At 61.2% G+C, this 20,670-nt stretch carries 22 protein-coding genes and 3 pseudogenes; 18 read left to right on the top strand and 7 right to left on the bottom strand.

Features of this window, described 5'->3' with window-relative positions; translation table 11 throughout:
- Window positions 1-3: 3 nt before the first annotated feature.
- Both ASE60_RS10615 and ASE60_RS10610 read right to left on the bottom strand, forming a co-directional pair.
- Window positions 4-228 (bottom strand): hypothetical protein, encoded by a 225-nt coding sequence (locus ASE60_RS10615; protein WP_057250019.1) that lies wholly within the window; start codon window positions 226-228, stop codon window positions 4-6.
- A gap of 367 nt (window positions 229-595) precedes the next feature.
- A complete protein-coding gene (locus ASE60_RS10610) occupies window positions 596-1,252 on the bottom strand; it encodes a DUF6766 family protein (RefSeq protein ID WP_057250017.1) in 657 nt (218 codons plus the stop codon).
- 216 nt (window positions 1,253-1,468) lie between these two features.
- On the opposite strand from ASE60_RS10610, the pseudogene ASE60_RS35595 reads away from it, so the two are divergent.
- The 5 genes and pseudogenes from ASE60_RS35595 to ASE60_RS33625 form a co-directional block, all read left to right on the top strand.
- A pseudogene (locus ASE60_RS35595) lies at window positions 1,469-1,694 on the top strand (AbrB family transcriptional regulator).
- Window positions 1,646-1,918 (top strand): annotated as a pseudogene (locus ASE60_RS36185) (hypothetical protein); the annotation flags it as partial. The pseudogenes ASE60_RS35595 and ASE60_RS36185, both read left to right, overlap by 49 nt.
- A gap of 78 nt (window positions 1,919-1,996) precedes the next feature.
- Complete coding sequence (locus ASE60_RS10600) at window positions 1,997-2,272, top strand: type II toxin-antitoxin system Phd/YefM family antitoxin (protein ID WP_057250013.1); 276 nt, start codon at window positions 1,997-1,999, stop codon at window positions 2,270-2,272.
- The gene (locus tag ASE60_RS10595; protein WP_057250011.1) at window positions 2,272-2,604 is read left to right on the top strand and encodes a type II toxin-antitoxin system RelE/ParE family toxin; all 333 of its coding nucleotides are present in this window, start codon (window positions 2,272-2,274) and stop codon (window positions 2,602-2,604) included. Before ASE60_RS10600 ends, ASE60_RS10595 begins: the two co-directional genes overlap by 1 nt.
- A gap of 56 nt (window positions 2,605-2,660) precedes the next feature.
- A pseudogene (locus tag ASE60_RS33625) lies at window positions 2,661-2,798 on the top strand (transposase domain-containing protein); the annotation flags it as partial.
- Here ASE60_RS33625 and ASE60_RS10590 read toward each other — a convergent pair.
- On the bottom strand, window positions 2,779-3,012 hold the full coding sequence (locus ASE60_RS10590; RefSeq protein ID WP_057250009.1) for a DUF6429 family protein: 234 nt from the start codon (window positions 3,010-3,012) through the stop codon (window positions 2,779-2,781). The pseudogene ASE60_RS33625 and the gene ASE60_RS10590 overlap by 20 nt on opposite strands.
- Window positions 3,013-3,521: 509 nt before the next feature.
- Here ASE60_RS10590 and ASE60_RS10585 point away from each other — a divergent pair.
- Both ASE60_RS10585 and ASE60_RS10580 read left to right on the top strand, forming a co-directional pair.
- Window positions 3,522-3,722, top strand: coding sequence for a type II toxin-antitoxin system VapB family antitoxin (locus tag ASE60_RS10585; protein ID WP_057250007.1), 201 nt, complete (start codon window positions 3,522-3,524; stop codon window positions 3,720-3,722).
- Window positions 3,719-4,102 (top strand): type II toxin-antitoxin system VapC family toxin, encoded by a 384-nt coding sequence (locus ASE60_RS10580; RefSeq protein ID WP_057250005.1) that lies wholly within the window; start codon window positions 3,719-3,721, stop codon window positions 4,100-4,102. The genes ASE60_RS10585 and ASE60_RS10580 overlap by 4 nt, the downstream gene beginning before the upstream one ends.
- 435 nt (window positions 4,103-4,537) lie before the next feature.
- On the opposite strand, the gene ASE60_RS10575 is transcribed toward ASE60_RS10580, so the two are convergent.
- Window positions 4,538-5,179 carry a peroxiredoxin-like family protein gene (locus tag ASE60_RS10575; RefSeq protein WP_057250003.1) on the bottom strand — a complete coding sequence of 214 codons (642 nt, stop codon included), beginning with the start codon at window positions 5,177-5,179 and terminating at the stop codon, window positions 4,538-4,540.
- Window positions 5,180-6,175: 996 nt separating this feature from the next.
- Between ASE60_RS10575 and ASE60_RS10570 the strand changes: the two genes are divergently transcribed.
- Window positions 6,176-6,448, top strand: coding sequence for a hypothetical protein (locus ASE60_RS10570; RefSeq protein ID WP_113133077.1), 273 nt, complete (start codon window positions 6,176-6,178; stop codon window positions 6,446-6,448).
- Window positions 6,445-6,678 carry a hypothetical protein gene (locus tag ASE60_RS10565; RefSeq protein WP_057250000.1) on the top strand — a complete coding sequence of 78 codons (234 nt, stop codon included), beginning with the start codon at window positions 6,445-6,447 and terminating at the stop codon, window positions 6,676-6,678. The genes ASE60_RS10570 and ASE60_RS10565 overlap by 4 nt, the downstream gene beginning before the upstream one ends.
- Before the next feature lie 232 nt (window positions 6,679-6,910).
- Here ASE60_RS10565 and ASE60_RS10560 read toward each other — a convergent pair whose 3' ends face one another.
- On the bottom strand, window positions 6,911-7,804 hold the full coding sequence (locus tag ASE60_RS10560; RefSeq protein ID WP_057249998.1) for a GNAT family N-acetyltransferase: 894 nt from the start codon (window positions 7,802-7,804) through the stop codon (window positions 6,911-6,913).
- A 244-nt stretch (window positions 7,805-8,048) separates the two neighbouring features.
- Between ASE60_RS10560 and argE the strand changes: the two genes are divergently transcribed.
- The 6 genes from argE to ASE60_RS10525 all read left to right on the top strand — a co-directional run bounded on the left by argE (window position 8,049) and on the right by ASE60_RS10525 (window position 14,841).
- The gene (argE, locus tag ASE60_RS10555) at window positions 8,049-9,173 is read left to right on the top strand and encodes an acetylornithine deacetylase (protein ID WP_057249996.1); all 1,125 of its coding nucleotides are present in this window, start codon (window positions 8,049-8,051) and stop codon (window positions 9,171-9,173) included.
- A 22-nt stretch (window positions 9,174-9,195) separates the two neighbouring features.
- The gene (locus ASE60_RS10550; protein ID WP_057249994.1) at window positions 9,196-10,119 is read left to right on the top strand and encodes a glyoxylate/hydroxypyruvate reductase A; all 924 of its coding nucleotides are present in this window, start codon (window positions 9,196-9,198) and stop codon (window positions 10,117-10,119) included.
- 26 nt (window positions 10,120-10,145) lie between these two features.
- Entirely contained in the window at window positions 10,146-10,499 is a 354-nt protein-coding gene (locus tag ASE60_RS10545) for a cupin domain-containing protein (protein ID WP_057249992.1), read from the top strand.
- A 350-nt stretch (window positions 10,500-10,849) separates the two neighbouring features.
- Window positions 10,850-12,313 carry an aldehyde dehydrogenase family protein gene (locus ASE60_RS10535; protein WP_057249990.1) on the top strand — a complete coding sequence of 488 codons (1,464 nt, stop codon included), beginning with the start codon at window positions 10,850-10,852 and terminating at the stop codon, window positions 12,311-12,313.
- A 10-nt stretch (window positions 12,314-12,323) separates the two neighbouring features.
- Entirely contained in the window at window positions 12,324-13,367 is a 1,044-nt protein-coding gene (locus ASE60_RS10530; RefSeq protein WP_057249988.1) for a tartrate dehydrogenase, read from the top strand.
- A gap of 19 nt (window positions 13,368-13,386) precedes the next feature.
- On the top strand, window positions 13,387-14,841 hold the full coding sequence (locus ASE60_RS10525) for an NAD-dependent succinate-semialdehyde dehydrogenase (protein ID WP_057249986.1): 1,455 nt from the start codon (window positions 13,387-13,389) through the stop codon (window positions 14,839-14,841).
- Between the two features lie 339 nt (window positions 14,842-15,180).
- Here the strand turns inward: ASE60_RS10525 and ASE60_RS10520 are convergent, their stop codons facing one another.
- Together ASE60_RS10520 and ASE60_RS10515 are read right to left on the bottom strand one after the other, a co-directional pair.
- Entirely contained in the window at window positions 15,181-16,455 is a 1,275-nt protein-coding gene (locus tag ASE60_RS10520; protein ID WP_057249984.1) for an FAD-binding oxidoreductase, read from the bottom strand.
- Window positions 16,456-16,470: 15 nt separating this feature from the next.
- Entirely contained in the window at window positions 16,471-17,139 is a 669-nt protein-coding gene (locus tag ASE60_RS10515) for a haloacid dehalogenase type II (protein WP_057249982.1), read from the bottom strand.
- A 317-nt stretch (window positions 17,140-17,456) separates the two neighbouring features.
- Here ASE60_RS10515 and ASE60_RS10510 point away from each other — a divergent pair, with 317 nt between their 5' ends.
- From ASE60_RS10510 to ASE60_RS10500, 3 genes are all read left to right on the top strand, one after another.
- Window positions 17,457-18,293, top strand: coding sequence for a GNAT family N-acetyltransferase (locus ASE60_RS10510; RefSeq protein WP_057249980.1), 837 nt, complete (start codon window positions 17,457-17,459; stop codon window positions 18,291-18,293).
- Window positions 18,294-18,306: 13 nt separating this feature from the next.
- Window positions 18,307-19,683 carry an aspartate aminotransferase family protein gene (locus ASE60_RS10505; protein ID WP_057249978.1) on the top strand — a complete coding sequence of 459 codons (1,377 nt, stop codon included), beginning with the start codon at window positions 18,307-18,309 and terminating at the stop codon, window positions 19,681-19,683.
- A gap of 242 nt (window positions 19,684-19,925) precedes the next feature.
- A complete protein-coding gene (locus tag ASE60_RS10500) occupies window positions 19,926-20,639 on the top strand; it encodes an HAD-IA family hydrolase (RefSeq protein WP_057250150.1) in 714 nt (237 codons plus the stop codon).
- Window positions 20,640-20,670 lie beyond the last annotated feature (31 nt).

The following is a 20,670-nucleotide window of genomic DNA, read 5'->3' as shown; positions in this document are numbered from 1 at the left end:
TTACTACTGCGCCGCGGAGAAGCTGGTGGCGTCGTCGCCCTCTCCGTGGGCGAGGAACTGCACCAGGGCAGATAGGAGTTGTTCCGCGGTCGCGCGGTCCAGCATGACCTCAACGACTTCATCTTGCTCGGCCATGAGTTGAAGGCGACCAAGCAGCGGATCAGTAGAGATCACTTCAATGTCGTTGCCCTGATATTCAGCCTCAAGTGACGCCCAGTGGTTTTCCATATCCGCCTCCAACGACGATGTGTCACCAGCCCATGCAGGTATCGCAGATCGGGTTCTCTGGGTCGGTTGCTTCCCATGAGGGCATTGGGTTGCGACAGTGGAGACATGAGATCCATCCGTTGTAGCTCGGCACTGCGCGCCGCTGCTCTCTGGCGTTGGTCTGGCGTTTGCATCGCATCAGCACGGCGCTTTAGCTCAGCCGCTATCTCCTTGTCGGTAAAGCCAATCATTTTCCCCTCCATGATCCACCGGCAGCAGGATCGCCCACCGGTTTAATATAAGCAAGTGATGAAATGAGGCGTTCTCAACCACCGGGGGCATGTGTTTGATAACTGCGAGGCCCGCCTTTGATATCTTGCAAGGTCGCTCACCCCGTTTTCCCGTGGGGCGCAGCGACCGCTTTCGATTCGGGTGAGCCCCGGAATCTCAGGAAGATCGAGAACACGACGATAACGGCTGTCGAAAGGAACTCACTTTGCCAGTTCTGGAAAGACTCGAACCAGAACTGCGCGCTGACGAGATGCTCGGCAACCGAGGCCGCTGGCTGTCCGTGCATCAAGGCTTCGGCATTTGCAGCCTCGCTGCTGTAGAGGAGATGGAGGACGAAGGTCAGGAGGAAAAGAAGACCGAGAGCAAGGCCCAATGAGTAGGAATATAACCACTTCGCGAAACCGCCGACGCGAACCGGCCACGGAGCTTCCGTGTCATCCGGCTTCAGTTCAGGGCCTTCGTCCTGTTCCGCCAGTTCGTCGGGGTCCTTCGATTCGGCTGAGCCGCGCTGATACAGGAAAGCTGTGAGCATCACATAGGCCGACATTTGCAGGAACTCCGATTCCCAGTTTTCAAAAAGCGATGAGAAGAAGTGTCCAGATTTTGCGTAAGCGGCCAGCCCGATCTGAGCCGAACGGTGATCGGCGAGCTCGCGTACATAAACGCTCCATCCGCTGAATAGCATTCCCGCAACTGTGGCGAGCCACAGAGCGACTAAGACAATGGAGAGCCCGTTATCCCTGAGAAAGCGCATTTTTTCTCCCCTTTAGGCGTGACGCGACTTGCATGTAACTGCGCACTGCTCATCCTGTTCCAGAGATAGCGTTCAGCTCTGTGTTATAATGCAATCATCGCAACGGCTGCGAACGCGATCACTGCAGTGGCTCCCCATCCGACGGCCAGCATCGCTCGCAACGCCGTGAACACCTTCATAAGATCCCTACTGCTGACCACCATCATCATTGCTGCCATGATCGGCACGGTGGTGCGCGACCTCTTGGGTATAGTGCCTGGGAGCAAGGCTGATTTCCGTCGCGCGCCGGATGGAAGCATCGAGCTCGTCCATGCCGCCAAAAAACAGCAGCCCAGCCGCTGGCAAAGGGCTGGATACTGACGCGATCATGGCCCTCACCCGTGGCGATGTCGCGAGCTCCAGGGAGACCATCGACCCGGGCTTTGGGGTCATCGTGCCTTGAAGCCTGCCGGCGGCTATCGATTCCTGGAGATCTACCTGTTTGGAGGACCCGCAGATTCTGTTTCAAAATACGCGGAGATGCACTTGGAGCAGCCGAGCGGTGATCTTGGAAGTTTCACCAGAGATCCCATCTGGGCGGAGCTTTCAAAGCAGATCGCAACTGGGACAATCGCCCTGACAGCTACTGAGTGGCAAAGCTCAGGTTCTTGGCGGATGAATCTCTAGAGGGCTTTAATGCCGGACCGCTAAGTTGCATTCGACCATTTAAAGGCCTATATTTTGGTCCAAACGGGGACCCGACCTATGAAGCTCTCGCAACAAGTCAAACCGATCAGCTATCTCAAGGCGCATGCACCCGAGATCGTTCGATCGCTCGCCGAAAATCGGGAGCCCGTCGTGCTCACCGTCCATGGCGAAGCGAAAGCGGTGCTCCAAGACGTCACGGTGTACGAGGAAACCCAAGAGACAATCGCCCTCCTGAAGGTGTTGGCGCTGACAAACAAGCAGGTCGAAGCGGGCAAGCTCCGTCCTACATCTGAAGCGTTCAAACGAATCCGGCAACGCGTGTCCGGGACCTGATGTCTTACAGAGTTCTATTCTCCGAAGACGCGGAACAGGACATCGAGGATCTCTATCGCTTCATCGCCGGCCGCGAGGGGGTGGAAACTGCCGAGCGAATACTTGGTGAACTCGAAGCTGCAGCTTCGAGCCTTGAGGACATACCTGCTCGCGGAAATGTGCCCAAAGAACTCGCGCCGGTTGGGATCACAGAATATCGCGAGCTACACCATAAACCTTGGCGGATGATCTACCGAGTCGTGGGCTCGGACGTGATCGTCTATTGCGTCGCCGATGGGCGGCGAGACATGCAGTCATTCCTCGAAAGCCGTCTGTTCCGAGCCACAAACTGAGCCCGTGTTGACACTGCGCTTACGCTCTTCTGACTGCCTGTTTTTCGGGCGCGTCAATCAACGACGTCGACCCGAAGGCGTGGCTTGTCGATGTGTTCGCCCGCATCGCCGATCTTCCCGTCTCCCGCCTGCACGAACTGCTGCCTTGGCAATGGAAGTCGAACAAAGGGACGACTATTGCGGCGACCGCGTAAACAGCTCCCGGAACAACGCTTGCGAACGCTCCAAGCCTTCATCGGTCAGGACCAATGACTTCGACTTGTTGACCGGGTCCCCGATCATGCCCTTCTTGTGAAGCCGATCCGTCGCTGCCCAGTCGAAGCCCTTCCAGGCACAACGCACGTTATGCAGCGTCAGCCACAACAGCGCCAAAACGGCATCGTCGATCCTGTCCTCATCGATCTCCATGAACCGACATTACCACGCGCGGCGCTCAAAATCCCGCGGCCCTGCTCGGATGGATACGATACTCCGCATGTTTCATGCAGAAAATGCCCCGATCAGCGGGCCAAATGAAAGGTGGGGTCCCTACGGGCTTACATTCAAATCCGCCCTTCCAAATCAACGAGCCGAATCTCAGACTTAAATCACGCCGATAAAAGCGAGGAGTTCGTGGCGCTCACGAAAGTCCATTAGACTGCGGCCTTTGCCGGATGCTTACCAATCTTCGGCACATCATCAATGTGCGCAGAGAGATGGGGTGACGGGCCGCGCCTTGATGGGCGAACCCGCGGCCCTTGCAGTTTTTGAGGGCTAGGATGCGCAATCGCTTTACGCACGATGGCGCTCATCGCGCGACAAACACGTCCCGCGTTGCCGGCTTTGTACATCCTACGGCGGGCCTATCAGAGTGGGGGTAGGCGTAGATTTCATCACCAATTGGTGCTATTTTTAAGTACCACAATCAGGAAACCAAAATGCGATCGACTATCAACCTCGACGACACGCTCATGGAAAGGGCTAGGTTCCTAACCGGCACGAAAGAAACCGCCGCTTTGGTCCGCCAAGCGTTGGAGACGCTTGTTCGTGTTGAGTCGGGAAAACGCCTCATCGCGCTCGGGGGAACTATGCCGGATGCGGGGGCAGCCCCACGCCGCCGGAGCGCAGCGGCCAAGTGATACTTGCTGATACCTCCATCTGGATTGATCATTTTCGACATGGCGATGCGGAGTTGCGTAGGATTATTGAGGACGATCATCTCCTCTGCCATCCGGCCGTGATTGGTGAATTGGCACTTGGCAGCCTTCGGGACCGGGGTAGCGTGATAGCTTTCCTGGCGGCTCAACGTGAAGCGTTCGTCGCAACGCACGACGAAGTCATGATGATGATTGATCGCCACGCCATTTTCAGTATGGGCATTGGCTACACGGATGCCCACTTGCTGGCCTCAATTCTCCTTGATCCGCGAGCGGCCTTGTGGACCAGAGACAAGCGTCTGCGGGCAGCGGCAGAAAAGGCGGGGGCTTTACTGCATACCCCTGCCAATTCGCGGAACTAAATGCTGAATCCAAACGATAGCCGTTGCTCATGCTCGTCTGTGGTTGAGCCGCCAGAGCGCAGAGTTCCGCTCGATAAATTATGAACATCCGGCTGGTTCTCGCCGCCTAGAGCCGGCTCGTCCTAGACGCGCTACGCGCGATGAGGAAGGTGAAGAATCGACCCAATCCTGACCTCCACTTCGCCAAGGAAAATCAGGGGTGTGGAAACTTGCCATATGGCGCGCCCGTCGGACCGGCGTGATTGCGGCAAGGAGGGGACGTCGCCCCGCCCATGCGCGAGGCCTGCTCGCTCTAGCGTCTGGTCGCTCCGCGGCCGTTGAATGGAAATCGCTATGAAGCCCACGGGCAGACTTTAACCCTCCGCGCCTGAGCATCATCCAAATTTACAGAATCACCACAGGACGGTGGTCGTCGAACGAGTTTTCAGCAGCCTATTAATGTGTAACTTGGGAAGCTGCCGACATCAATTCCTCAGGAATCGGTGCCCTGAACGTATTGAGGCCAGCCTCCAGAACTTCAGTGAAGCTCCAGCGTACGATGCCCCCTCGGTCGATCAGGAACTGACCGACAAGCTGCCCCTGGCTGGAAGCCATCGCCTGCTGATCGGCTTCCGTAATCTCATATCCTTCCTTCTTGTTGAGAAACTCGTCCATTGCCATGACATCCATAGGCTCGGGCAACTCGCCCGGGAGATGGACCCGTATCGCCATGACCGTGCCCATCCCGACCTCGCGCAAGCCGAAAGCACGGTGCGAGGCCCGCTCCGGGTCGGATGCGGTGAGAAGATCGGGCGCCGGGTGGTAACGGAAATAGAGCCGCGCCCGCTCGACTGGCGTAATGACGACTGCTAGGCATTCGACGCCTTTCTCACGCAGAGCCGGCTTAAGTTGCGCCATCGCCGCGACATGGCGCCGGCAGAACGGACAATGTAGGCCGCGAAACATACCGAGCAACAACGGGTTACGGCCTCGAAAATCATCGAGCGCGATCTTGCCGTCGCGCGATATCGCATCGAGCACTATATTCGGGGCCTGGTCGCCCGGCTGCAGCGGGCGGTCGACACTACTCGTGGACATGGACTACCTCCTCGCCCCGGATCAGTCAGGAAAAGGCAGCACATCCAGCTTCGGCGTTGGGCCTATGCTGGGGACGCAAAACTTCCTGCGCCAGAGCAAAAATAGCGTTCGGCCTCCGCCATCTTGTCGAAGGTCGTGATTACGCACTGCAAGCCCATCATAACACGAAAAGAGCATCCGCGGGTTGCCCGCTAGCCGTCTCGCGCGCCGCGGTAAACTGTGGGTCGTCTCATCCGTGCCACCGGACGATACAGCGGCGAGACCGATTTGGATCTTCCACATACGCACGTCCTAGCGGTGTTCAACGTCTTGAAACTTGGGCGGCCCCGATGTGACTGGACACGAAATGTGGTGAATAACCCCAGACGAGCGCACGCCCGAATGCTCTTAAGCTGAAAGTCAGTTTTCGACTTCTTTATGACGTTAAGTCTGCAACGACCAAGGTCGTCAACGGGGTCGGATCGCCACACTCGCAATGTCAGACGATGGCGCTGCCTGCACGTTCCGATCGGAAGGCCGAAAACCACCCGAGACGATCGGAAGCCGGCAACATGCCGCCCAGACGGGGATGTCGACTCTTTTCCCTCGCCATGATGTGAGTCGAACCTTAGCCCACCGACAACTTCGAACGATGAATCTCACAGAGCGCGCCCCAGCCCCAAGCGACGTAGCGCTCTGGGGTCAGCCTGCGGCTGGATCAGGCTCGGAACCGCGAGAACCTCTTCATTTACGACCTCGTGATCGGCCCGGCGCGGTAGGTAATCCCTTTTTGAAATTACAAATAGCTAAGTTGAGGTAGGAAGCTGCTGGGGGAGTACCCGTTCGCTGTAGGGCTCAAGTCTTAGGTGGCCCGCCAATGGTCTGAGGTCAATTGCGGTAGAAACCAATCGCCGCATATTCTGTTTTCAACCAAGGCGTTACCGCCTCAGCGCCACGGTCACATACATGGCTCGGCTGGAGCTCAAAAGAACAATGAGGCCGCTCGGGGAAACTATGATGCAGGTAGACTTACCGAAAATTGTCCCTCCCACTCGCCAGACTAGATACGAGCAGAGCAGTGATGAATGCCAAGAAGCTCTCAAAGAGGCGTTCGGCGCCTTCGCCGCTTATTGTACGGCGGCGGGCTGGTCCGACGATGAGGTCGCCGTCGCATTGATCGAGATCGCTGATGAGCATCTTTGCTCTCTTGCCATTTTGGCTGACTTCTCCGGCGTTGTCCTTGCCCCAAACCTTACTAGGGGTCCGAAAGCAGAAGGAACCTCAGCATGAGCAATGCGGCCCTGTTGCACCTGATGAACGAAGAAGAAATTCCTGCATTCGTGGCAAACGTGATCGAGGCTGGGTGCCACATCAACTCTGTGGGGCACAACATGTACGTGATTTGCGACGACGAGGAACAGGAGGCCGTCATCGAAGAGCTCAACCGCATCTGCGAGAAGTACGGCGACCGAGACTCAATCCGGCGGGAGATTGTAAATTACCTATGGTCGATCGGCTGATACGTAGAGATCGCCTCTGAAGGCACGGGCACTAGGGGCTGCCTAGCGAATATTGACGCCCCGCCGCAGCGATGTACGCTGCCCGTCATGTCCCTCACCACCGCTTTCATCTCTGAGCTCGTTTGGGCGGACAACCAGGTCGAACACCCAAGCCCGGTATTCGCGCGCCGCCCTTCTAATGCAAGACAGGCTTGCAGCAATCGCCAGATTCCGCCCCCACCATCGCCGCAAGTCAGCCCAGCGCGTGGCTTGCCAGCCCGTAGAGGTTCGGTCCAGGTACTACGACCGCTGCGCATTTGCCCCGCCGGGACATTGCGAGCACTGTGTCGAAGACGGTCAGGCCGGATTGCGAGAGGGATGTGGCGAAAGTGCCGGTCTCGACTGGTGTGTCGAGCCGCAAAAAATGACCTTCGTGGGTGGAGACATGTTGCCGGATCACTGCGACGGCGTCCGCATCAGTTTCTGCCACGACCGGGCCAATGACATGCCCCCTGCCGAAAGGACGGCAAAGTGCGAAAGCGCACAGCCGACCGCCGCGAACCAAGCCGTAGCCTATGGATTGTGCAAAGAGCTTGCCGATCAGCGTCGCCCTCGAAACACCGAATGCCCCTGCATCCAGCTCGACGACCGCGGCGAGGTCCTCCCCTTCCAGTCGCCGGACCACCGGCTGCTCCGTTGGCGTAACAGAGTCGGTCGGCCGGCGGGCAATGCCCTGGCATTGGTATATGGTCCGTATAGGCTCAAAACCGAGCGAATGGTAGAGGCGGCGGGAGGCCCTCGTCGCATTGAGCCTCAGATCGCGTCCCTGGCAATCCGAAAGCACGTGGCCCATGAGCCAACGCCCAGCGCCGTTTGTCTGCAGCCGCGGCGAAGTAATCACCATGCCTATGGTCGCGAAATCATCACCGTGCGGAAACCACATGGCCGAACCTGTCAGCCTGCCGATTTCATCAAGCGCCACATAGCCGCGGCCGACCTCGCGCAGGAGTTGCAAGTCCTCGGCGCGAAGCGGCCATCCGACGGAAACCGACAGGGCGTGCAGTTGCTCGAGATCGGCGCTTTCGATCCCGGCTATGCGCATTTCGAAACTGTCAATGACTTTGGATTCGGATGTCGGTGTGTCCACTCCTTGCCTCCCGTCCCTGCCGGCGTCTTGTCTCGTCCCGCTTTCCAACCGGCCCGCGGCCAAAACCTTTACCCGTTAGACTAGGACGGTGCGCTCGATACAATTCACTTGAGAGGCCGTCTGACGCAACACAATCCTCCAAATCCGACGCGCTTTCGGCATGTAAAGCCTGGATAGGCTTCTAAAGTACTGGGCATGATCGACGGCGCCGACCCCAGCGAACCGGGATGCTGTGAGGACAAGAATGCAGGCAGTGGAAATCCTCGAAAAGCTCGTCGGCTTCCCCTCCGTCGTCAGCACCCCCAATAGTGACATCGTTGCCTGGATCCGCGGCTATCTGCAAAACCACGGCATCGCCGTCACCCTGCTTCCCGGCCCTGAGGGCGATCGGTCTAACCTGTTCGCCACGATCGGTCCGAAAGAGGTGCCGGGCTATATACTTTCCGGTCACATGGACGTCGTTCCGGCGGCCGAAAGCGGCTGGACGGGCGATCCCTTCCGTCTGCGTCAAGAGGCGGGCCGACTCTATGGGCGGGGCGCCACCGACATGAAGGGTTTCTTGGCCGCCGCCCTCGCCGTCGCGCCAAAGCTCGCCGAGATGCACCTGCGCCGGCCGCTGCACCTCGCCTTCTCCTATGACGAGGAGGCGGGCTGCCGCGGCGTGCCACACATGATCGCGCGCCTGCCGGAACTCTGCGCGGCGCCGCTAGGCGCAATCATCGGCGAGCCGAGCAGCTTACACGCGATCCGCGCCCACAAGGGCAAGGCCGCCGCCAGACTTACGGTCAAGGGTCGTTCCGGCCATTCGTCGAGGCCCGACATGGGACTGAATGCTATCCATGCCATTGCGAGCGTCTTAGCACGGGCGGTCGCCGAAGCCGACCGACTGGCCCGGGGTCCTTTCGAGTATGTTTTCGAGCCGCCCTACTCCTCTCTGCAGATCGGCACGGTGAAGGGCGGCCAGGCGGTCAACATCATCCCGGACACCTGCGAGGCCGAGTTCGAGGCACGGGCGATTTCCGGCGTCGATCCGGCGGAACTGCTCGCGCCGATGCGAGACGCGGCCGAGGCGCTGTCGGAACGCGGCTTCGAAGTGGAATGGCAGGAACTGAGCTCCTATCCGGCACTTTCGCTCGGCCCCGATGCGCCGCTTGCGCGGCTGCTGGAAGAATTGACCGGTCTCGAGTCTCTCCCGGCCGTCAGCTACGGCACCGAGGCGGGACTTTTCCAACGGGCTGGCATCGACGCGATCATCTGCGGCCCCGGCGAGATCGGCCGCGCCCACAAGCCCGACGAATTCATCCTCGTCGATGAGCTCCTGGCCTGCCAGGCGATGATCGAGCGGCTCGGCGAATGTTGCCGCGCCTGAGGCATGAAGAAGGAGACGCGTGATGACCTTCCTCTTCAATTCCGACGCAAAACGCGGTGCGATTTTCGCCGAAGCCTTTTCGCGTGAGCTTGCGGACGTTCCTTTCGCCAAGGATGCGGCGGCGGTCGATCCGGATGCGGTGCGCTACCTGATCACCTGGACGGTTCCCGAAGATCTCTCGCGCTATCGCAACCTTGAAATCCTCTTCTCGATTGGCGCCGGCGTCGACCAGTTCCGCATCGAGGCCGTGCCGCCGCATGTGAAGGTCGTGCGCATGATCGAGGACGGCATCGTCCGGATGATGCAGGAATATGTGACACTTGCCGTGCTCGCGCTTCATCGCAACCTGCCGGCCTATCTGGACCAGCAGCGCAGCGAACATTGGCGGGCCATTTCACCGGTTCAAGCGTCGGAACGCCGCATCGGCGTACTCGGCCTCGGCATGCTCGGCACCGCGGTGCTCGAACGATTGCAGCCCTTCGGCTTTCCGCTATCCGGCTGGAGCCGCAGCGCGCGCCAACTCGAGGGTGTCAGATGCCTGCACGGTACTGACGGTCTCAACCATCTGTTGGGCTATACCGACATCCTCATCTGTCTACTGCCTTTAACCGACGAGACGCGCGGCTTTCTCAATGCCGCCCTCTTCGCCAAGCTCCCGACCGGTGCGGCGCTCGTTCATGTCGGCCGCGGTCCGCAGCTCGATCACCAGGCACTTCTCGAGGCAATCGACACCGGCCATCTCTCCGCCGCCGTCATCGACGTCACCGATCCCGAACCGCTGCCAACGGGTCATCCCCTCTGGAGCCACCCAAAAATCCTGCTGACGCCGCACATAGCAAGCGTCACCCAACCAGAAACAGCCGCCGAGGCCGTGATCGAGAACATCAAGCGTCATCGGGCCGGACTTGATCCCATCGGGCTCATCGATCGCCGCCGCGGCTATTAAGCTCTCAATCCTAGGAAAGGAAACCCATGTCCCTCTTGAAGAACATCGACACCAATCCCTCTTTCCCGCCGCGCGAGTCCGGTCCGCTTCCGGAACGCCTGATCTCCGGCAGTCCCTCCTTCAAGACCTGGGCTCAAGACGTGGCACGGGGAGAGATGATCCATACAGGCGTCTGGGAGGCGACCCCCGGAGAGACGCGCTCGATTAAGGGCGAGACATTCGAATTCTGCCATATCCTCTCCGGTGTCGTCGAACTCACGCCGGAAGGCGGCAGGCCGGTCGTCTACAAAGCCGGTGACAGCTTCGTCATGAAGCCGGGGTTTGTCGGTGTCTGGAAGACGATCGAGACCGTACGTAAGATCTACGTAACGGTCATGTAGTGCCCGCAGCGCGATCCGATCGAGGGCCCCTTGATACAGGCCTATCTCCCTCGGATCGCGCTCAAACTGGTTTCGGCGGAAACTTGCCGGCAACCGGCATCCTCGCCCACCACGGCACGCTCGCGGCTTTCTGGCGTGTCGTCGCTGCTCAAGCCCGGCAATCGCTTTCTCGTGCCCCTCGGATTGCTCCAGCGCATCGCCGATACGTCACCGACCGGCCATCTCATCCTCCGAAGATTTCGCTGTCTCGTCACCGAAAACGTAATTTTCCGCCGTCGCCGCATCGCCACTCGATGCATGCTGCTCGCGTTCTTCCGGTAGCCTCGCATGAGATTATCCGAGGACCCGCTATGACTCTCAGCTTTGACCCCGACACTCTTCCCCTGCCCGTAGGGCACTTCATCGGCGACCGGCTGATCCCTGCCGAGGGCGTTATCGACATGCATCGTCCGTCCGACGGCAGGGCCTATGCGGGCTGCCCGCTCGCGGGTAAGGCACTCGTCGACCGCGCCGTCGAAACCGCCAAGAATGCGCTGAAGACGAGCAACTGGGGCGGCGTGCGTCCGCGCGAACGCACAGTCGTGCTGCAGCGCTGGGCCGACCTGATCGAAAGCGAGGCGCAAACCCTCGCCAAGCTCGAGGCGCTTTCCTCGACCCGACCGGTCGGACACCTGATCGCCGGCGATATCGCCGTCAGCGCCGAGCAGATCCGCTTTTTCGCAGAATTCGCCGACAAGGAAGGCAGCGACCTCGTGCCGACTGATGACAACAATCTCGGCATGGTGATGACCGAGCCCTATGGTGTCGTAGGCGCCATCACTCCGTGGAATTTCCCCGTTTCGATGGCCGCCTGGAAGCTCGGCCCCGCGCTTGCCGCCGGCAATGCCGTCGTCTTGAAGCCCTCCGAAATGACGCCATTTTCGACCGTCTATCTTGCCGAGCTTGCAATCCGCTCCGGCCTGCCGGCCGGTCTCGTTAATATCGTGCTGGGCGACGGTCCGGTGACCGGCACTGCCCTCACCGGCCATCCGGACATCGCCAAGGTCAGCTTCACCGGCTCGACCGGCGCCGGCTCGGCCATCATGGCCAATATCGCCCGCACCGGGGTCAAGCCCATGACGCTTGAACTCGGCGGGAAGAGTCCTCAACTCGTATTCGCCGACGCGGACCTCGACAAGGCTGCCGCCGCGATCGCCCAGAGCATGCTTTCGAATGCCGGCCAGGCCTGTGTTGCCGGCTCCCGTCTGATCGTGGAGGAAAGCGTTGCTGCGCCGCTCGCCGAGGCGATCGTCACGCACATGAAGGCGGCGAAGCCGGGTCCGACCTGGGATGAGGCGAGCGGGTACTCGCCGATCATCTCGAAGCGCCAGTTGAACCGCATCCACGGCATCGTCGAGGCTGCCGTTGCGGCGGGCGGCGAATGCCTGTTCGGGGGCGCCCCAATGGATGCGCCGGGCTATTTCTATCAACCGACGTTGATGGCCGTTCGCGACAGCTCCTCGCCAGCGATTACCGAAGAAATCTTCGGTCCTGTCCTGACCATGCAGACCTTCGCCGACGAAGAGGAGGCACTGGCACTCGCCGATCACCCGACCTACGGCCTGGCCGCTGGCCTCTTCACCCGCGACCTGTCGCGCGCGCTGCGGCTGACGCGGCGACTCCAGGCAGGCACCGTCTGGATCAACCGTTACAATCGTTCACGCGACCACATCCTGCCGACCGGCGGCTATAAGCGCTCCGGCATCGGCAAAGATCTCGGACGCGAGGCCTATCACGCCAACCGCAAGAGCAAGAGCGTGCTCATCAGCCTATAGGGAGGCCTCCATGAAATCCTATTCGATCGCACTCATCCCCGGCGACGGCATTGGCCAGGACGTAACGGATGCGGCCTGGCAGGTCCTTTCGACCGTTGCCAGGCACTCCGGCTTCTCGCTCACCGGCACGCCCTTTCCGTGGTCCTGCGCCTTTTACAAGGAAACCGGCGCGATGATGCCGACGGACGGCATAGAGATCTTGCGCCGCTTCGATGCGATCCTGCTCGGCGCCGTCGGTTGGCCCGCGGAAGTGCCAGATTCCGTCTCACTGCACGGCTTGCTCCTGCCGATCCGCAAGGCCTTCGTGCAATATGCCAATATCCGCCCGCACCGGCTGCTGCCGGGCGTCCAAGGTCCGTTGAAGGCGGACAATTTCGACATCCTCTGCATCCGCGAGAATACCGAAGGCGAATATTCCGGCGCCGGCGGCCGCGTGCATCAGGGAACGGGCGATGAGGTCGCGGTCGAGACCTCGATTTTCACGCGCACGGGCGTCGAACGGATCCTGCGCTTCGGCTTCGAGCAGGCGCGACAACGCCGGGGCAAGCTCGCTTCGGTGACCAAATCCAACGCCCAGAAATACTCCATGGTGTTCTGGGACGAGATTACGCGAGAGCTCGCCGCCGAATACGCGGATGTCGAGGTGACGAGCTACCACATCGATGCGATGGCCGCCCGCATGGTCATGGCGCCCGAGAGCCTCGATGTCGTGGTCGCCTCGAACCTCTTCGGCGACATCCTGACTGATCTCGGTGCCGCCATCCAGGGCGGGCTCGGCTTTGCGGCTTCCGCCAACATCAACCCCGATCGAAGCGCCCCGTCGATGTTCGAGCCGGTACACGGCTCCGCACCCGACATCGCCCATCTCGGGATCGCCAACCCCATCGCCGCCATATGGTCCGGCGCGATGATGCTGGACCACCTCGGAGAAAGTGAAGCCGCGCGCATTGTCATGACCGCGCTCGAAAGAACGACCGCCGGCGGGATCGGCACCGTGCCGGGCAAAGACAAAACCGAAACGATTAAGGCGGCGGTGCTTGCCGCGCTCAACTGATCTTTAGAGGAGAGAAATCATGAAGTTGAACGACAGGGAACTTTTCCGGCAAGAGGGCCTCATCGACGGAGCCTGGCTGGCCGCAGCCTCGGGTAAGATCGTCGACGTTTTCGACCCCGCTAGCCGGACGCGCCTCGGCACCATTCCGGACATGAGCGAAGAGGAAACGCGCTCCGCCATCGAAGCCGCCAATGCCGCCTTCGGACCGTGGAAGAAGAAGACGCATGCCGAACGGGCCGCATTACTTGAGCGCTGGTATGCGCTGATGATCGAAAACCTCGAGGATTTGGCTCTGCTCTTGACGATGGAACAGGGCAAGCCGCTCGACGAGGCGCGCGTCGAGATCCGTTACGGCGCTTCGTTCGTCAAATGGTTCGCCGAGGAGGCTCGTCGCATCGGCGGCCACACCATTCCCTCTCCGACGGCCGATCGGCGCATCGTCGTTCTGAAAGAGGCGGTCGGCGTCTGCGCGATCGTGACGCCGTGGAATTTCCCGAACGCAATGATTACCCGCAAAGTGGCACCTGCCTTGGCGGCCGGCTGCACGGTGGTGATCAAGCCCTCGGAGTTCACGCCCTTTTCAGCGCTCGCCCTCGGAGTTCTGGCAGAGCGCGCCGGCATTCCCGCAGGCGTGATCAACATCGTCACCGGCATGCCGACCGCAATCGGCAACGAGTTCATGGCGAACGAAACAGTACGCAAGATCTCCTTTACGGGCTCGACGCGCGTCGGCTCTCTCTTGATGAGAGGCGCGGCCGACAGCGTCAAGCGCCTCTCGCTCGAACTCGGCGGGAATGCCCCCTTCATCGTCTTCGACGACGCCGACCTTGATCTGGCAGTCGAAGGCGCGATCGCGTCCAAGTTCCGCAATGGCGGCCAGACCTGCGTCTGTGCAAACCGCATCCTGGTGCAGGCCGGCGTCTATGACGCCTTTGCAGAGAAGCTCGGCGCACGCGTTAACGCAATGAAGGTCGGCCCCGGTACGGAACCCGGCATCGCGATCGGACCGATGATCAATGACGCGGCGATCGACAAGATCGACCGCCACGTCGAGGACGCGCTTGCCAAGGGCGCGAAGCTTGCGGCGCGCGGCAGGTCGGTGCCGGAGGGGAGACAATATAAGGCCCCGATCGTGCTCACGGGCGCCACCACCGAGATGCTGCTTGCCAGCGAAGAGACCTTCGGTCCAGTCGCACCGCTCTTCCGCTTCGAGACAGAGGAGGAGGCAATCGCCATCGCCAACGGCACGCCCTTCGGCTTGGCTGCCTATTTCTACACTGAGAGCCTGAAACGCTCGTGGCGTGTGGCGGAAGCACTCGAATTCGGCATGGTCGGCCTCAACACCGGCGCCATCTCCACCGAAGTCGCCCCCTTCGGCGGCGTCAAGCAATCCGGCCTGGGCCGCGAGGGTGCCCAGGTCGGCATCGAGGAATATCTCGAGATGAAGAGCTTCCACATCGGCGGACTGGATTAATGCATGTTGCCCAAAAGTGTGCCGCGGCTTTTGGGACAACGGCAGGCACAAACAAGGGATCTACGGCGCGTCGCGTGATTCGATTGAACGCGACGCGCCGTAGGTCACGACGATCTTGGGTCGAATCGAAGCCTAAAACGTGATCGGCTCTGGGAGTAGAGCGGGATGCGCGCGAAAAGCCGCCCGTGTTTCTTCATCCCGCTCTCAAGCGCGCGCGAGGCGCTTCAGCTCTATTGCAAGACCGCTGCACACTTGACGCGGCACGCCAGGCTAGATCATCCAAACAAAGAAGGGCGCGGACCTGTCCGGTCCGCGCCCTTCTTCCTACCCCCGCGTTGTCTACTGGATCCTGTCCAGCATCTTGTAATACATGCCGACGAGCGGCAGGAACCAAGGCTTGCCGAAATGCCCGGGCACGGCCGGCCATTCGAGACCCTTCAGCGGGTTGCGGTCCGGCCGGTCGAGGATCGCATCCGCCATAATCATGCCGAGATGCGTCGAAAGCTGCGCCCCGTGGCCGGAATAGCCCATGGCGTACCAAACGCCGTCTTGATAACCGGCGCGGGGGAATCGGTCCTTGGTCATATCGACGAGGCCGCCCCAGCAGTAGTCGATCTCGACATTGGCGAGTTGCGGAAAGATCGCGGTAAGGCTCGCCTTGAGGATCGCGCCGCTTTTTTCGTCCGAACGCTGGTCGGATGTCGCCGAGAAGCGCGCGCGGCCGCCGAAGATCAGACGGTTGTCGGGCGAGAGCCTGAAATAGTTACCGATGTTCATCGACGTGACACAGGTGCGGCTACCCGGCATTGTCGCCCCGATCTCCGCCGCTGTCAGCGGTCGGGTGGCGATGATGAAGCTGCCGACGGCGATGATGCGGCGGCGGAAATAACCGAAGATCGAAGGCGTGTAGGCGCCGGTGGCGACAAGAACCGCATCCGCGGTGACGCTGCCGCGGGGGGTCTTCAATGTGTGCCGGCCGCCCGCCTGGCGATGCTCGGTGACGGCCGCGCTCTCGAAAGCCATGGCGCCATGGCGCGTAGCCGCTTCGGCGAGGCCGACGACATACCGCCCCATATGCATCATCGCGCTCTTCTTCGAGAGCATTGCCCCGAAGAAGGGCGAGCCGACCTCCTGCTTCAGATCCTCGGCGCTGAGAAGCGCCGTATCGGGATCGACCTCCGCGTTGACCGCCTCGAAGTTGCGGGCGATCGCCTCGAAATGCTGGGGCTTCGAGGCAAGCTTCACTTTGCCGGCGCGGCGGAAGTTGCAGTTGATACCTTCTTCGGTGATCAGTGCCTCGATCGTGTCGACTGAATCGTCGAACGCCTTGTAGAGCGCAATCGCCCGCTCCCCGCCGAGTTCCGCCTTGGCCGCAAGATAGCTATGGGCGAGCCCGTTATTCAAGTGTCCGCCATTGCGGCCGGAGGCGCCCCAGCCGATCTTCTCGGCCTCCAGCACGACGACCTTCGCCCCGGCCCTGGCAAGCTGCCGGGCCGCACTGAGGCCGGTGAAGCCGCCGCCAATCACGGCGACGTCGTAATGGCCATCGACCGGGCCTTGCGCAGCTCCGGCAAAGGCCGGGGCCGTATCATGCCAGTAGGACAGGAACTTCATGGCGCACTGCCTTTTCTAAAGACCGACGACGCCCGGCAGGCCGGAGATGTCGGCTATCTCGACATAGCCGTAGTAGGGATTGGCCGGCTCATGACCGCGATTGACCCAGACTTTGTTCTTGATGCCGAGGTCGTGCGCCGACATCAGGTCGTAGCGGAAGGAGGACGAGCAGTGAAGAATGTCCTGCGGATCACAGCCGAGCATATCCAGCATGTATTCGAAGCCCTTAAAGCGCGGTTTGTAGGACTGCGCCTGCTCGGCGGTGTAGACCGCATGGAAGGGTGCGCCAAGCTTTTCGACATTCGACATGATCTGTGAATTCATTGCATTCGACAGGATCACCAGTGGGATCTCCTTGGCGACCTTGGCAAGCCCCGCCGGCACGTCCGCATGCGGCCCCCATGTCGGCACGCGCTCATAGACCATCTTCGCAGCTTCATCGCGGAATTTAATGCCGTTGCGCTTGCAGGTCCGTTCCAGCGAATTGTGCACCACCTCGGCATAGGGCTTCCAGGCGCCCAGGACCTCGTCCAAGCGGTAGGCCGCGAAATTCTTGATGAATTCAGCCATGCGCGCCTCGTCGAGCTGCTCCTGATAGAGGTCGCGGGCCGCTTCCGCCATCTGGAAGTTCGTCAGCGTGCCGTAGCAGTCGAAGGTGATGTATTTCGGACGGAACGTCGTCATGTGCGTATCCTTGAAAGAACGTGACCAGGTATTCTGTGAGGATCATAGGCGCTGCGACTCCCATCGCCTCGCCTGATTTGGCGGCGTTCGAAGCAGAATCTATCGTATCGAGCGCCGGCTTTGGCAGAAGGTTGTGTGGCTGCTGGTGGTCAACGGCGCCCTTCCGCCCCGGCGCCCTCCCAGCGCTCTTCCCTGCCAGCATAAGATGCGGCGACCGGCAGGTGCAAAGCTATAAGATACCGCGCAAGCCAAAGCCTTCAGACGATCTGCCGGCCGGCACTCCTTCAGACTTGCGGGCAGAAATTGAAGGAAATGCCATGCAGACAAGTCAGATCGATATTGCCGCCTTCGGACCTGAGCATCTGGAAGCCGCCGTCAAGCTATCCCGGCAGGCCGGCTGGCCACATCGCCTTGAAGATTGGCAGATGGCGCTGACCCTGAGCCAAGGCGTCGTCGCGATTGAGGGCGACCGGGTCGTCGGCACTGTACTCGTCACCCCTTACAAGTCCGACTGTGCAACGATCAACATGGTCATCGTCGACGAGGCCATGCGCGGCCGCGGCCTCGGTCGCAAGCTAATGGACGCCGCGTTGCGGCTAGCGGCCGATCGTCCGCTCAGACTCGTGGCAACGACTGAGGGCCTGCCGCTATACGAAAGGCTCGGCTTCCGCGAGACGGGTCGCGTGTTGCAGCATCAGGGCATCGTCAGAGCAATCGCCGAGCCTGGGCAAACGGAACAGGCGGTCGCGGCCGACATCGAAGCGATCGTCGCGCTCGACCGCCTCGCCTTCGGCGCCGACCGTGAAGGGATGATTGCCTATCTCGGGAAGGTCGGCAACTTTGCGGTGATCCGCCGGGACGGGCGCGTTTGCGGGTTCGGCGGCATCCGCCCCTTCGGCCGCGGCGAGGCCATTGGGCCCGTCGTCGCTAAAGGTCTCGAAGACGCCAAGGCGCTCGTGGCCCACTTCATGTCCACGCGAACCGGCCGGTTCATCAGGCTCGATACCACTGCCGAGACCGGCCTTTCTCTCTGGCTTGCCGAGCAAGGACTCGCCCATGTCGGCGGGGGTATCGCCATGATGAAGCCCCCGATCCACCGCGCCGCCGACCCGGCCGCTACCACCTTCGCCCTCGCCAATCAGGCGCTCGGCTGATCCGGAGATCATCATGTACAGCAATTCCCTCATCGAACTCGATCGCGCCCACCTCATCCATCCGGTCGCCTCCTATCGCGGCCATGAAAAACTCGGCGTGCGCGTACTCGCCTCGGCAAAAGGCGCGACGGTCACCGACGCTTCGGGCAAGCAACTGATCGACGGCTTTGCCGGCCTTTGGTGCGTCAATGCCGGCTATGGCCACGAAGCGATCGTCGAAGCGGCCGCCCGGCAGATGCGCGAGCTTCCCTATGCGACGGCCTATTTCGGGCTCGGCTCCGAGCCCGCGATCCGCCTCGCCTCGGAACTCGCCGAGCGCGCGCCGGGCGATCTCAACCACGTCTATTTCACGCTCGGCGGCTCCGACGCCGTCGACAGCACGATCCGCTTCATCCGCTATTATTGGATTGCCCGCGGCCAGCCGCAACGCGATCAGTTCATTTCGGTCGAGCAAGGCTATCACGGCTCATCGACGGTCGGCGCCGGGCTGACGGCGCTGCCGGCCTTCCACGCCGGCTTCGGCATTCCCTTCGACTGGCAACACAAAATTCCGTCTCACTATGCCTACCGCAATCCGGTGGGAGAGAGCCCGCAGGCGATCATCGAGGCGTCGCTGGCCGCTCTCCGGCGCAAGGTCGGGGAAATTGGCCCCGAGCGTGTCGCTGCCTTCTATGCAGAGCCGATCCAGGGCTCGGGCGGCGTGCTGGTGCCACCCAAGGGCTGGATGAAGGCGATGCGCGAACTCTGCCGCGAGCTCGGCATCCTTTTCGTTGCAGACGAGGTGATTACCGGCTTCGGTCGCACCGGACCGCTCTTTGCCTCTACCGAGGACGAGATCGTGCCGGACTTCATCACCACGGCCAAAGGTCTCACGTCCGGCTATGTGCCGATGGGGGCCGTGTTCATGGCCGACCACGTCTATCAGACGATTGCCGACGGCGCCGGCGCTTCCGCCGTCGGCCACGGTTACACCTATTCGGCACATCCGGTCAGCGCCGCTGTCGGCCTCGAGGTGCTGAGGCTCTACGAGAACGGCCTCTTGGAAAACGGCGTCACGGCCGGTGCACGGCTGATGGAAGGTCTCGAAAGCCTGAGGGACCATCCCCTTGTCGGCGATGTGCGCGGCCGCGGCATGCTGGCCGCCGTCGAGCTCGTCGTCGACAAGTCGAGGAAGACCCCTTTGCCGGCGGCCGCGGAGCCGGCGCGCCGCATCTTCGACCGGGCCTGGGAAAACGGCCTCGTCATCCGCGCCTTCGCCAATGGCGTGCTCGGCTATGCGCCGCCGCTCTGCTGCACCGCCGCGGAGATCGACGCGATTGTCGAGCGCACCCGCCAAACATTGGACGAGACCTTGGAAGACCCGGATGTTCGCCAGGCTTTGAGGGCCTGATGGACGACTGACGCGATATATCGCGGAACCGCCATATTCGAAATTTTGTGCCGCGCCACGGCGCCCTTTCGGAGACTCCGGCGCGGCGCAACTGCCAAACTCAAATCAAGGAAGCGGCCGGATCCCAGCATATGCGGCCTTTCCAGCAAGAGCGGGGAAAACATCCCGCCGACGGGAACAGAATATTCTTCTTCATGAAGTCGGCGTTCCGACCTGGGACGCGAAAAAACTGGGGAATCGATGTGCACAAGAGCCTGCCCGAATTCAAATACATGACCTTCGACGTCGTCGGCACGCTGATCGACTTCGAGGGCGGCCTCAAGGATTGCCTCGCCGGCATCGCCGCCGAGGCCAGTGTCGCCATCGATGGTGAGGAGGCGCTCAGCCTCTACCGCGCGGCGCGCTACTCCAAGGACGCCGACCTCTTCCCGGACGATCTGGTGCGCGTCTATCTCGAAATCGCGCCGAAGCTCGGCCTTCCGACTGAGCGGAAATATGGCGAGCGTCTCAGGGACTCCGCCGGGAACTGGAGGGCCTTCGAAGACAGCGCCGAAGCGCTGGAGCGCCTTGCGAAGAATTACCGGCTTGTTGCTATGACCAATGCGCGCCGCTGGGCATTCGATTTCTTCGCCAAGGAACTGGGCGATCCCTTCTATGCCGCCTTCACCGCCGACGATACCGGTACCGAAAAACCTGACCCCGCCTTCTTTCAGAAGGTTTTCGACTTCGTCGGCTCGGAAGGCAATTCGAAGGACGACGTCCTGCATGTCGCCCAGAGCCAGTACCACGACATCGGCATTTCGCGGAAGCTTGGGCTGACCAACTGCTGGATCGAGCGGCGCCACGGGCAGAAAGGTTACGGCGGCACCATAGAGCCGGCCGAGTTCACCGAACCCGACTACCACTTCACCTCCATGACCGGCCTTGCCGATGCCGCGGCCGTCGCACGTAGCTGACCAGTTCACCGGATGGGTCTAAGCCCACGGA

The organism is Ensifer sp. Root278 (genome assembly GCF_001429285.1).
GTDB lineage: Bacteria > Pseudomonadota > Alphaproteobacteria > Rhizobiales > Rhizobiaceae > Ensifer.
Note: the sequence above shows the minus strand (reverse complement) of the source record. Positions and strands in the feature narration are given on the sequence as shown.

What these genes read in the sequence shown, in the direction of transcription:
- ASE60_RS10615 (WP_057250019.1), bottom strand. Translation starts at nt 228, where the DNA reads ATGGAAAACCACTGGGCGTCACTTGAGGCTGAATATCAGGGCAACGAC.
- ASE60_RS10610 (WP_057250017.1), bottom strand. Translation starts at nt 1,252, where the DNA reads ATGCGCTTTCTCAGGGATAACGGGCTCTCCATTGTCTTAGTCGCTCTG.
- ASE60_RS10600 (WP_057250013.1), top strand. Translation starts at nt 1,997, where the DNA reads ATGAAGCTCTCGCAACAAGTCAAACCGATCAGCTATCTCAAGGCGCAT.
- ASE60_RS10595 (WP_057250011.1), top strand. Translation starts at nt 2,272, where the DNA reads ATGTCTTACAGAGTTCTATTCTCCGAAGACGCGGAACAGGACATCGAG.
- ASE60_RS10590 (WP_057250009.1), bottom strand. Translation starts at nt 3,012, where the DNA reads ATGGAGATCGATGAGGACAGGATCGACGATGCCGTTTTGGCGCTGTTG.
- ASE60_RS10585 (WP_057250007.1), top strand. Translation starts at nt 3,522, where the DNA reads ATGCGATCGACTATCAACCTCGACGACACGCTCATGGAAAGGGCTAGG.
- ASE60_RS10575 (WP_057250003.1), bottom strand. Translation starts at nt 5,179, where the DNA reads ATGTCCACGAGTAGTGTCGACCGCCCGCTGCAGCCGGGCGACCAGGCC.
- ASE60_RS10570 (WP_113133077.1), top strand. Translation starts at nt 6,176, where the DNA reads ATGCAGGTAGACTTACCGAAAATTGTCCCTCCCACTCGCCAGACTAGA.
- ASE60_RS10565 (WP_057250000.1), top strand. Translation starts at nt 6,445, where the DNA reads ATGAGCAATGCGGCCCTGTTGCACCTGATGAACGAAGAAGAAATTCCT.
- argE (WP_057249996.1), top strand. Translation starts at nt 8,049, where the DNA reads ATGCAGGCAGTGGAAATCCTCGAAAAGCTCGTCGGCTTCCCCTCCGTC.
- ASE60_RS10550 (WP_057249994.1), top strand. Translation starts at nt 9,196, where the DNA reads ATGACCTTCCTCTTCAATTCCGACGCAAAACGCGGTGCGATTTTCGCC.
- ASE60_RS10545 (WP_057249992.1), top strand. Translation starts at nt 10,146, where the DNA reads ATGTCCCTCTTGAAGAACATCGACACCAATCCCTCTTTCCCGCCGCGC.
- ASE60_RS10535 (WP_057249990.1), top strand. Translation starts at nt 10,850, where the DNA reads ATGACTCTCAGCTTTGACCCCGACACTCTTCCCCTGCCCGTAGGGCAC.
- ASE60_RS10530 (WP_057249988.1), top strand. Translation starts at nt 12,324, where the DNA reads ATGAAATCCTATTCGATCGCACTCATCCCCGGCGACGGCATTGGCCAG.
- ASE60_RS10525 (WP_057249986.1), top strand. Translation starts at nt 13,387, where the DNA reads ATGAAGTTGAACGACAGGGAACTTTTCCGGCAAGAGGGCCTCATCGAC.
- ASE60_RS10520 (WP_057249984.1), bottom strand. Translation starts at nt 16,455, where the DNA reads ATGAAGTTCCTGTCCTACTGGCATGATACGGCCCCGGCCTTTGCCGGA.
- ASE60_RS10515 (WP_057249982.1), bottom strand. Translation starts at nt 17,139, where the DNA reads ATGACGACGTTCCGTCCGAAATACATCACCTTCGACTGCTACGGCACG.
- ASE60_RS10510 (WP_057249980.1), top strand. Translation starts at nt 17,457, where the DNA reads ATGCAGACAAGTCAGATCGATATTGCCGCCTTCGGACCTGAGCATCTG.
- ASE60_RS10505 (WP_057249978.1), top strand. Translation starts at nt 18,307, where the DNA reads ATGTACAGCAATTCCCTCATCGAACTCGATCGCGCCCACCTCATCCAT.